The sequence below is a fragment of the Euryhalocaulis sp. genome, from assembly GCF_013911995.1.
Lineage (GTDB): Bacteria > Pseudomonadota > Alphaproteobacteria > Caulobacterales > Maricaulaceae > Euryhalocaulis > Euryhalocaulis caribicus.
This window is the reverse complement of the sequence record NZ_JACESD010000030.1, coordinates 24,301-35,090: the sequence shown is the minus strand read 5'-3', so window position 1 is coordinate 35,090 and position 10,790 is coordinate 24,301. Positions and strand designations below refer to the sequence as shown.

Annotated in this window: 10 protein-coding genes; 2 read left to right on the top strand and 8 right to left on the bottom strand. The window is 64.9% G+C overall.

The window, feature by feature from the left end:
- The 8 genes from H2040_RS09260 to H2040_RS09225 form a co-directional block, all read right to left on the bottom strand.
- Positions 1-1,239 (bottom strand): calcium-binding protein (locus tag H2040_RS09260; protein WP_287156977.1); only part of this gene is annotated, 1,239 nt, incomplete at its 3' end.
- 98 nt (positions 1,240-1,337) lie between these two features.
- Complete coding sequence (gene recF / locus H2040_RS09255) at positions 1,338-2,471, bottom strand: DNA replication/repair protein RecF (protein WP_287156974.1); 1,134 nt, start codon at positions 2,469-2,471, stop codon at positions 1,338-1,340.
- Positions 2,472-2,534: 63 nt separating this feature from the next.
- Entirely contained in the window at positions 2,535-3,653 is a 1,119-nt protein-coding gene (dnaN, locus tag H2040_RS09250) for a DNA polymerase III subunit beta (RefSeq protein WP_022696662.1), read from the bottom strand.
- A gap of 169 nt (positions 3,654-3,822) precedes the next feature.
- Positions 3,823-5,202 carry a chromosomal replication initiator protein DnaA gene (dnaA, locus tag H2040_RS09245; RefSeq protein WP_287156970.1) on the bottom strand — a complete coding sequence of 460 codons (1,380 nt, stop codon included), beginning with the start codon at positions 5,200-5,202 and terminating at the stop codon, positions 3,823-3,825.
- A gap of 441 nt (positions 5,203-5,643) precedes the next feature.
- Positions 5,644-5,910 carry a 30S ribosomal protein S20 gene (gene rpsT / locus H2040_RS09240; protein WP_022696660.1) on the bottom strand — a complete coding sequence of 89 codons (267 nt, stop codon included), beginning with the start codon at positions 5,908-5,910 and terminating at the stop codon, positions 5,644-5,646.
- 131 nt (positions 5,911-6,041) lie between these two features.
- The gene (locus H2040_RS09235; protein ID WP_022696659.1) at positions 6,042-6,818 is read right to left on the bottom strand and encodes an enoyl-CoA hydratase; all 777 of its coding nucleotides are present in this window, start codon (positions 6,816-6,818) and stop codon (positions 6,042-6,044) included.
- 127 nt (positions 6,819-6,945) lie between these two features.
- Entirely contained in the window at positions 6,946-7,785 is an 840-nt protein-coding gene (gene mutM / locus H2040_RS09230) for a bifunctional DNA-formamidopyrimidine glycosylase/DNA-(apurinic or apyrimidinic site) lyase (protein WP_287156967.1), read from the bottom strand.
- Between the two features lie 3 nt (positions 7,786-7,788).
- On the bottom strand, positions 7,789-9,270 hold the full coding sequence (locus tag H2040_RS09225; protein ID WP_287156966.1) for a helicase HerA-like domain-containing protein: 1,482 nt from the start codon (positions 9,268-9,270) through the stop codon (positions 7,789-7,791).
- A 106-nt stretch (positions 9,271-9,376) separates the two neighbouring features.
- Between H2040_RS09225 and H2040_RS09220 the strand changes: the two genes are divergently transcribed.
- Positions 9,377-10,435, top strand: coding sequence for an AI-2E family transporter (locus H2040_RS09220; RefSeq protein WP_022696656.1), 1,059 nt, complete (start codon positions 9,377-9,379; stop codon positions 10,433-10,435).
- 144 nt (positions 10,436-10,579) lie between these two features.
- Complete coding sequence (locus tag H2040_RS09215) at positions 10,580-10,708, top strand: hypothetical protein (RefSeq protein ID WP_277813410.1); 129 nt, start codon at positions 10,580-10,582, stop codon at positions 10,706-10,708.
- Positions 10,709-10,790: the final 82 nt, after the last annotated feature.

Below are 10,790 nucleotides of genomic sequence, written 5' to 3'. Positions count from 1 at the left end.
GTCAGAACCATCACCCCCCAAAAGCGTGTCCTGCCCAAGGCCGCCTGTCAGGGCATCGTTGTCCGGGCCGCCATTGAGGAGATCGGCCCCGGTCCCGCCAAACAGAAAATCAGAACCGAAACCGCCGGAAAGCAAGTCCGCTCCCGCGCCGCCATTGAGCGTATCGCCGTTTCCGTTTCCGAAAAGCTTGTCGTTGCCAGTTCCGCCAAAGAGAATATCAGCGCCACCCTGTCCGAAAAGACGGTCATCGCCGGCCTCGCCATACAGGCTGTCTATTGCCGCCCCCCCTTTGAGATTGTCAGAGTCGGCGCCCCCATAGAGCGTATCGTCTCCGGTTTCCCCCCGGAGCACGTCGTCTCCATCCGCTCCCGAGAGCAAATCGTCTGCGCCGGCCCCGATAAGGAGATCATCGAAAGCGGAGCCGGAGAGCACTTCGATACTTGCAAGCGTATCGCCTTCCGCCGAGCCGCCACTTCCGGCTCCGGCAAGCAGGTTTACCGTCACACCGCTGGAGGAGGCCGAGTAGTCAACGCGGTCTATGCCGTCGCCACCGTCCAGCACATCAGCTCCATCGCCGCCATAAAGCTCATCGTTCGCGGCGCCGCCATAAAGCCTGTCGTTCCCCTGACCGCCAAACAGCCTGTCTCCGTCAGTCATGCCTGAGAGAAAGTCATCGCCAGCGGCCCCATAGAGAAGATCGCCGCCTGCACCCCCATAGAAACGGTTGTCGCCATCATCCCCTGTGATCGTGTCACTGCGCCGCCCGGCCAAAACGGATTCGATACTGACCAGCGTATCGCCGACCGCGTCGTCATCGCCGCTGACTGATCCTGTGGCGAGGTTCACAACCAAAGCGGAGCTGGCGTCACTGTAATCCACCAGGTCGTTTCCGGAGCCGCCATCCAGAAGATCGGAGTCCCTTCCACCCTCCAGGATATCATCGCCGTTTCCGCCAAATAGATTGTCCGCCCCGGCGGCGCCTCTCAATTCATCGGTTCCGTCGTCGCCATAAAGGAAATCGTCGCCCTGTTGTCCGAGCAATAAATCGTCGTCGGCTCCACCATAAATGGTGTCTATATCCCGATTGCCCGCGACCCGGTCGTCACCAGCTCCGCCAAAGAGTGTGTCTTCGCCATTATCCCCGCTGATGTCGTCGTCGCCGCCCTGACCATAAATCTGGTCGTCGTCGCTGGTCCCGGTAAGGGTATCCGAATCCGAAGTGCCGTTGATAAGCGCCATGTGAAACCCCTGCCTGTCCCGTCCCTCAACGATTGCGCACGCAGGTTAGTGCAGCCTGTGGGAGAGGGCCAGACCGGAATGGCTGTTCGGGGCGTTTCCTAGCCCGGCGTGATTTCGCCGGTTTCGACGCGGAACATCTGGGCGTCGGTCGTGAAGGCTTCGAACAGGCGGGATTCGACGCCGGTGAGCCAGGCCTGCGCGCCGAGATCGTTCAGCTCGGCGATCAGGGCGGCGCGGCGGTCGGGGTCGAGATGGGCGGCGGCCTCGTCGAGCAGGACAATCGGGCCGATGCCGTGATCGGCGGCCAGGGCGCGGGCCTGGGCGAGGATGAGGCCGGTGAGGAGGGCTTTCTGTTCGCCGGTGGAGCATTGCGCGGCGGGGGCGTCTTTTTCCCGGTGAGTGACGCGCAGATCGCTGCGGTGCGGGCCGGACAGGGCGCGGCCCGCCGCGGCGTCGCGGCTGCGGGCCTCGGCCAGCCTGCCGGCGAATCTTTCCCCGATGGTCTCGTGCGTTTCGCCCCCCAGCGCGGCCTCTTCCAGCGCGCCGTCCAGGGCCAGCCTCGCGGTGGGGAAGGCGGTGTCGGGCGAGGCGGCGATCTGTTCGGCAAGGCGGGAAAGCGTGCGGGCGCGGGCGGCCGCCATGGCGGCGCCGGACTCGGCCATGCGGGCCTCCAGCGCGCCGAGCCATGAGGGGTCGAAAACATTGTCGTCCAGCAGGCGCTGGCGCTCCCGCATCGCTTTTTCGTAAATGCTGGCGTTGCGGGCGTGATCGGGCGCGGCGGCCAGAGTCAGGCGGTCGAGAAAGCGGCGGCGGTCGCCCGGAGGTCCCATGAACAGGCGGTCCTGCGCCGGAGTCAGCCAGACCATCGGGATCAGGGCGGTGAGATCGGAGGCGGGGGCGTTGGTTCCGTCAATCTTCACGATGCGGCGATTGGGGGCCTCTGGCGCGACGCCGGTGGTGATCTCATGCGTTTCGCCGGCGCGCGCGATCGTCGCGGCGACGCCCCAGGCGGGGGCGGTCTCGCCATTTTCGGCGCGGCGGAGCGAGTCCAGTTTGGCCCGGCGCAGGCCGCGGCCGGGAGAGAGCATGGAAACCGCTTCGAGGAGATTGGTCTTGCCCGCGCCATTGGGCCCGGCCAGCGCCACGGGGCGCGCGTCCAGCGCCAGTTCGGCGCGGGAATAGTTGCGGAAATCGGTCAGCCGCAGCCGGGTGATGGCGAGGGAGCGGGTCATGCTGGCGCCCCTTCTATCCCCTCGCGCGGGCGAGGAGACGGAGTTTCATCGGGACAGAAAAACTCAGACCCGCAGCGGCATCAGGACATAGAGGGCGTGTTCGTCCGCGGAATCCTTGACCAGTGCCGGAGAGGCCGAGTCCTGGAAGAGGATATCGACCGTATCGCCCTCGATCTGGCCGGCGACGTCCAGCAGATAACGGGCATTGAAGCCGATATCGATGGCGTCAAAGCCGTAAGTGACCATCAGTTCCTCGGTCGCCTGCCCGCTTTCGGGGTTATTGACCGCCAGGGTCAGCGTGTCCTCGGCCAGCGAGAGCTTGATGGAGCGCGACTTCTCGACAGAGATCGTCGCCACGCGGTCCACGGCGTTGGCGAAGACCTTGTTCTCGATGGTCATGCGCTTGTCGTTCTCGCGCGGGATCACGCGCTCATAATCGGGGAAGGAGCCGTCGATCAGTTTGGAGGTCAGCGTCGCGCCGCCGATCTGGAAGCGGATCTTGGATTCGGAGACCGAAACCTCGACCTCGTCATCGGCGTCGTCGACCAGGCGGCGGACCTCCTGCACCGTCTTGCGGGGCACGATGACCGCCGGCATTCCGGACGCGCCGTCCGGCATGGCGGTCTCCGACAGGGCCAGACGGTGGCCGTCAGTCGCCACCGCGCGCAACAGGGACGCGCCCTCCGCCTCCATGGCGTGCAGATGGATGCCGTTGAGATAGTAGCGCGTCTCTTCGGTGGATATGGCGAAGCGCGTCTTGTCGATCAGGCGCGCCAGCTCGCTCGCCTCGACCTTGAAGTCATGGCTCAGCCCCTCGGCGCTCAGGACCGGGAAGTCGGACGGCGACAGCGAGGGCAGCGAGAATTGCGAGCGCCCGGCCTTGATCTGCAGGCGGGGATCGCCGGAGGTCATGGAGATTTCCACCTCCGCGCCCTCGGGCAGCTTGCGCACGATTTCATAAAGCGTGTGGGCGGGGGCGGTGGCCGATCCGCCGGACTCGATGTCCGCGGAAACCGTCTCCGTGATCTCCAGATCCAGGTCCGTGGCGGCGAATTTCAGCGCGCCGTCTTCAGCGGACAGCAGCACATTGCCCAGTATCGGAATGGTGTTGCGGCGCTCCACCACATTCTGGACGTGGCCCAGTGTGCGGATAAGCGCGGCGCGGTCGATCGTCAGCTTCATGAAGGGTTCTGCGCTTGGTTCTTGGTTGACGGGTTAAAGGCGAATCGCCCCCGCGCAAGACAGGCGCGGGGGCGGGAGAATAACGAAAATCACCGCCGCGCGAAGCCCTTTTTCCGCATTTCCTCCCGCGCCCGGCCTGTGCGGACGCGGGGCGGCAAGGCGCGCCGCCCTAGCGCTCCAGCAGGCGGATCAGCGCGTTGACGTCATCATGCACGGCCGGATCGTTCTCCATCAGATCGCTGATGCGGCGCACCGCGTGCAGCACCGTGGTGTGATCCTTGCCGCCGAAACGCCGCCCGATATCGGGCAGGGAGCGCTGGGTCATCTGCTTGGACAGATACATGGCGATCTGGCGCGGACGGGCGATGGCGCGGGCGCGGCGCGGCGACAGAAGCTCCGGCACTTTCAGATTATAATAGGACGCCACCTGTTTCTGGATGCGGTCCACCGTGATGCGGCGCGTGGCGGCCACGGCATAGTCGGAGAGCGCGGCGGTCACCGCCTCGGTCGTCGCCTCGCGCCCGATCAGCAGGGTGCGTGAGACCACCGTGTTCAGGGCGCCGATCAGTTCGCGCGGAGAGCCGGTGACACGGGCGGCGATGAAATCGCACGCCTGATCCGGCAGGGCGAAGCCGGGATAGGTGCGCTGCAGGTCCAGCACGGCGCGGTCCAGGATGCGGCGGCGCAGATCCAGATCCGGGCATTCGACATCGCAGCGCAGGCCGCCGACCAGCAGGGAGCGCACGCGCTCGTCAATGCCGTCCAGCTCGCCCGGCTTGCGGTCGCCGGTGATGACCACCTGGCGGCCGTCCTGAATGAGATCGGCCAGGGTATGGTAGAATTCTTCCTGCGTGACCGTCTTGCCGGCCATGATGTGCAGGTCGTCGACCAGCAGAAGATCGGTGTTGCGCACCGTTTCCTTGAAGGCGCTGGTGTCGCGGTTCTTCATCGCCGACAGGAAGTCGCTGGTGAAGCGTTCGCCCGTCAGATAGGTGATGCGGCGCTCCGGGTCGCGCTCGCGGCTTTCATTCTGGATGGCGCGCAGCAAGTGGGTTTTGCCCATGCCGTAGCCGCCATGGATATAGACCGGGTTGAAGCGCGCGGCGGCGTCGCCGGAAATCTGGCGCGCCACGGCGGCGGCGACTTCATTGGCCGGGCCGACCACGAAATTCTCGAAGGTGCGGTCAATGCGGGCCGGGGGGCGCGGCTCGGACAGGCCCGCGCCCGATCCTCCGCCGGACGCGCCGCCCGCGGCGGCGGCGGGACGGGAAGCGGCGACCCGCAGGGCGGGCGGATGCGCCATGCCGTCGGTGACCTCGAACCGGACCATGCGGTTCTGCGAATCCAGACCGGCCCAGTACTCGCGGATGCGGAAGCCGAAATTCTGCTCCACATACTCGCAGCAAAAACGGTTGGGAGCGGAGATGCGCACGGTGCGGCCGTCAATTTCAGAAGCCTGAAGGTTGGCGATCCAGGACAGGTAAGTCTGCTCGCCAAGTTCGCTCTTCAGGCGACCCTTGATCGCCTCCCAGACGCTCTCTACCGCCATTGATATATCGGCTCCCTTTGACTGCCCGCCCATTGAATTCCCCCTTGCCCGGCGCGCCTTGTGCGGCACGCCAGCATATTGTTTTTAAAGACAAAAATTCCCCCTCCGCGCTCCTCACGGGAGGCGGTTATCGAGTTCAATCCGTCTTAAGATTGGTACGTCGATCAGCAAGGAGGAGGATACTTAGACGGCACTGCGAATCAAACCCCAAAATTCGCCGCTGGAGGGAAACGAGTCACTTGACAAGAAAAAACCGGAACCCCGGAGGGGACTTAGGTTTACCTTTCTTAACATTTTTTTTTCAGCGGGGTGACAGCGCCAAAAAGCGCGCAAACGGGGCCCATAAAAAAACGCTCCGGCACAGGTTCTGGCCGGAGCGTTTTGAAATTTATTGCGGATTCATGACGGCCCGGCGACAGGCCGGAAACCAGCGCGCCGTGTTCAGGCGCTCATCGCCTTGATGCGCGAATTCAGGCGCGAAACCTTGCGGGACGCCATCTTCTTGTGAACCACGCCGTGGCCGGCCGCCTTGTCCAGTTCGGACTGGGCCTTGCCGAGGGCTTCGCGGGCCGCCGCCTGGTCGCCGGAAGCAATCGCTTCCTCGACCTTGCGGACATAGCCGCGCATGCGCGAACGGCGGACGGTGTTGACTTCGGTGCGGCGCGCAATCTTGCGGACCATCTTTTTCGCAGAACGCGTATTGGCCATGAGCCTTATACTTCCGTGTTCAGGGTCGTCGTAAATTCATCGGGCCGCGCGCGCATTTCGCGCCGCTGCGGCGAAGGCAGGCGAGATATAAGGATAGGCGGGCCGCGTCAAGCGCGCGGCGCCGCGCAAGCTCAGCGATTCTTGAAATGCGGCGCCCGCTTCTCTGCGAAGGCGGCCATGCCTTCCTTCTGGTCCTCGGTCGAGAACATGGAATGGAAGACGCGGCGCTCGAACCGCACGCCCTGGCTGAGCGTGGTCTCATAGGCCTGGTTCACCGTCTCTTTAGCCATCATGGTGATGGGGCGGGAGAAGCCGGCAATCTTGCGGGCGGCCTCCATGGCCTCCTCCATCAGGTCGTCATCGCTGACCAGACGGGAGACAAGGCCGCAGCGCTCGGCTTCCTGCGCGTCCATGGTGCGGCCGGTGAGGCAGAGATCCATCGCCTTGGCCTTGCCGATAAAGCGCGGCAGGCGCTGGGTGCCGCCGGAGCCGGGCATGACGCCAATGGTGATTTCCGGCTGGCCGAACCTGGCGTTTTCGGAGGCGATGATGAAGTCGCACATCATGGCGATCTCGCAGCCGCCGCCCAGCGCATAGCCGGATACCGCGGCGATGACCGGCTTGCGGAAGCGGTCCACCGACTCCCACGTCTTCGCGAAGGGGTCGTTCTTGTAGAGATCAACGAAATCGCGGCCCTGCAATTCCTTGATGTCGGCGCCGGCGGCGAAAGCCTTCTTGGAGCCGGTCAGGACCACGCAGCCAATATCGTCATTGGTTTCGAAATCGGCGAGCGCCTGGGCGAGTTCGGTGGTCAGCTGGTCGTTCAGCGCGTTCATCGCCTTGGGGCGGTTCAGCGTGATGACGCCGACCGCGCCGTCGGTTTTCACTTCGATCGTCTCAAAAGCCATATCCGGACCATCATCCTTGAGTGTGGCGGCTGCGCGTCTTGCGGACCGACGAGCCGGTCCCGCGCGCGAAAGCCGGGCCTCATAACGCAACCCGCGCCCTGTGGCGAGGGGGCGCCTTCAAACGCGTTCAGCGCTGGCAGGACGAGCAGAAAAAGCTGGACCGCCCTGCTTGCACAATCCGCGTCACGGGCGCGGCGCAGGCCCGGCAAGGCTCGCCTTCACGCCCGTAAACGGAAAAGGAATGCTGGAAATAGCCCAGGGTTCCGTCCGTCAGGGCGTGATCACGCAAGCTTGATCCGCCCGCCGCGATCGCCTCCGACAGCACGGCTTTGACCGCGGCGGCCAGTTTTTCGCATCGCGCCGCGCCCACATTGGCCGCCAGGCGGCGGGGAGAGATCTTCGCGCGGAACAGGGCCTCGCAGACATAGATATTGCCAAGGCCCGCTACGATGCGCTGATCCAGCAGCGCCGCCTTCACCGGCGTTCGCCGCCCCTTGAATGCGGCGTGCAGTACGGGGCCGTTGAAGGCGTTGGAAAGCGGCTCCGGCCCCAGCCCGTCCAGATAGGGCGAGGTCTCGCCGGGCGCGATCAGGGTCATGAAGCCGAACCGGCGGGGATCGTTGAAGGTGACGTGGCTACCTTCCGCGGTCTCGAAGATCACGTGGTCGTGCTTCGGGTCGAGGTTTCTGGGATGGGCGAAGTCGCCGGGCGCTGTCCCGTCCACGCGGAAGGAACCGGACATGCCCAGATGCATCAGCAGGGACTCGCCGGTGTCCGTTTCCCCCAGCAGGTATTTGGCGCGGCGGCCCAGACGGATCAGGCGCGCGCCCTCCAGCCTTTCCCGGAAGCGGGGCGGAAAGGGAAAGCGCAGATCGGGGCGGCCCAGCGTGACGGTTTTCAGGCGCGCGCCCTCCAGCGCCGGGGTCAGGCCGCGCCGCACCGTTTCGACCTCGGGGAGTTCGGGCATGGCCTAGCGGGCGAGGTTTTTCATGATGCCCCGGATCACCTGCCGCGACAGCTCGGTGGAGGCGGTGCGCAGGAAGGATTTCATCGAGGCTTCGAAATAGGATTGCCGGCCGGAGGACTTGCGGGACGAGGAGCGGCGGGATGTCGACGCCTTCGCCTTGTCCTTGCCGGCCTTTTCGGCGGCGGCGAGTTTCTGCTCGGCGCGCTCGGCCAGGATTTCATAGGCGGACTCGCGGTCCTGCGCCGTGTCATAGCGACCCGCAGCCGGGCTGCCGGCGATGATGCGGCTGCGCTCTTCATCCGTGATCGGGCCGATCTGCGAGGATGGCGGGCGGATCAGCGTGCGTTCCACCACGGTCGGGCGGCCCTTGGCGTCCAGCGTGGAGACCAGCGCCTCGCCAACGCCCAGCTCTGTGATCACCGCCTCGGAGTCCAGCTCCGGATTGGGGCGGAAGCTCTGGGCCGCGGCTTTCACGGCCTTGCGCTCGGCCGGGGTATAGGCGCGCAGGGCGTGCTGAATGCGCGTACCCAGCTGGGCCAGAACGTCATCGGGTACGTCGCGCGGGTTCTGGGTGACGAAATAGATGCCCACGCCCTTGGAGCGGATCAGCTTGGCGACCTGTTCAATCTTGTCCAGCAGCGCCCTGGGCGCGTCTTCGAACAGAAGGTGCGCCTCGTCGAAAAAGAAGACCATGCGCGGCTTTTCGGGGTCTCCGACCTCGGGCAGTTCCTCGAACAGCTCCGACAGCAGCCAGAGCAGGAAGGTGGAATAGAGCCGCGGCTCGGCGATCAGGCCGGTGGCGTCCAGTACGTTTACATAGCCGCGGCCCGACAGGTCCGTGCGGATCAGGTCCGCCAGCGACAGGGCCGGTTCGCCGAAGAAGCGGTCCGCGCCCGCGCGCTCCAGCACCAGAAGCCGGCGCTGAATGGCCCCGACAGAGGCGGTGGAGACCTGGCCGTATTCGGCGCTGATCTCCGCGCGGTTCTCGGCCACATAGGTCAACAGGGCGCGCAGATCCTTCAGGTCCAGCACCAGAAGCTTCTGGTCATCGGCCAGCGCGAAAACGACGGTCAGCACGCCTTCCTGCGTCTCGTTCAGGTCCAGAAGGCGGGAGAGCAGCAACGGCCCCATTTCCGATACCGTGGTGCGGATCGGGTGGCCTTTCTCGCCCAGCAAGTCCCAGAAGACGGTGGGGGCGGCACCGTAGTCATATGGGTCCAGCCCGATGGACCGGGCGCGCTCATGAAGCTTGTCATGCAGCTTGTGCGTATCCGCCCCCGGCGCGGCGAGGCCAGAAAGATCGCCCTTTATGTCCGCGGCGAAGACAGGAACGCCGGCCTCGGAGAAGGCCTGCGCCAGAATCTGCAGGGTGATGGTCTTGCCTGTGCCGGTCGCGCCGGCGATCAGGCCGTGACGGTTGGCGCGGTTGAGAAGGAGGCTCTGGGGGCCGTTCGGCGACCCGCCGACAAAAACGCTATCGCTCACGTGCGCGCATCCCGGTAAATGGAAGAAGAGAAAAGACGATAGCCCCCGCCCCGCCCGGCTTCAACGCGGCTTGACGCGGCCGGCGAAGCATTCGCGAATAGGGACCATGGACCAGGCGGGGAAAATCTCACTTTCCATCATCGCGGCGGGCGTGGTGATCACCGGGCTGTTCTGGTTCCGGGAGATACTGGCCCCGTTCGCGCTGGCGGTATTCCTGTGGCTGGTCATGGACGCCTTCGCGCGGCGACTGCACGAAAGCATCCGTTTCATGCCGCGCTGGCTGGCCCTGCCCATTGCCATCCTGCTGGTTCTGGCGGGCATGGTGGCGGTGGTCATGGTGATCGTGGACAGCGCCGCGCAATTTGCCGGCAACGCCAGCGCCTATGACGCGCGCATCGCGCAGGCGATATCGGAAACCTATGCCCTGCTGGGGCTGACCGATCCGCCGACCCTGGCCCAGCTTTTCGAGCGCGCGGGGCCGGGCCGCTTCTTCGCCGAGGTTGCCTCCGCCCTGCAGAGCGTCATCTCCAACGCGGTTTTCGTGCTGATTTTCGTGGGATTCCTGTTTGCCGCGCAAGCGGGCTTCCCGCAAAAGCTGGACGCCCTGTTCCCGGACGCCGAGGGACGGATGCGCGCGGCCAGCGTGATGGAGTCGATCCGCGAGAGCATCGAGAAATATCTCTGGGTCCAGACCATCGTCAGCGTGATCACCAGCGTGCTGTCCTACGCCACGCTGAAATTCATCGGGCTGGACAATGCGCTGTTCTGGTCCTTCGTGATCTTCCTGCTGAATTACGTGCCGACCATCGGCTCCATCGTGGCGACGGTCCTGCCGACCCTGTTCGCGCTGGTGCAGTTTGAATCGCTGTGGATGGTGGCGGCGGTGTTTGGCGGGGTCGGCGTGTGGCAGTTCGTCATCGGCAATTTCCTGCAGCCGCGGATGCAGGGAGAGTCGCTGAACCTCTCCACGCTCGTCGTGCTGCTGTCGCTGGCGATCTGGGGGGCGATCTGGGGAATTGCGGGAATGTTCCTGGCCGCGCCGCTGACCGTCATGGTGATGATCATACTGGCGCAGTTCCCCTCGACCCGCCCTGTCGCCATCCTGCTGTCGGGAGACGGCAAGCCGGCCGAGGGCGTGGCCATACCGCCAAGGCCGTCCATGTAGCGCGCCGCGCCGCTGTCAAAACAAATGAACCGACTGACCTGACCGCACGTTCACACAGTTGTGACCGGCGCGAAGGAGCATTTTTTCCGTCCGGTCCCATATTCGTCTTTCGCGGCGTTGTTCGCCGCAGACATGGAGACCTACATGGCCCGTCTTTTCGCCATCGCATTCGCCGCCGCAGCCTTGCTGGTATCGGCGGTGTTCGTCGCGCAGGCGGGCGAACGGCCGCTGTTCTTCGATCAGGGCGAAACCGCCGTCGCCCAGACGGTCTAAGGGCCTGAAAGTTTCAGCAGGACGAATTCAAGGAACACAGACCTCAATCCCTTGTCCCCCTACCCCACAGCAGACTGAGGTC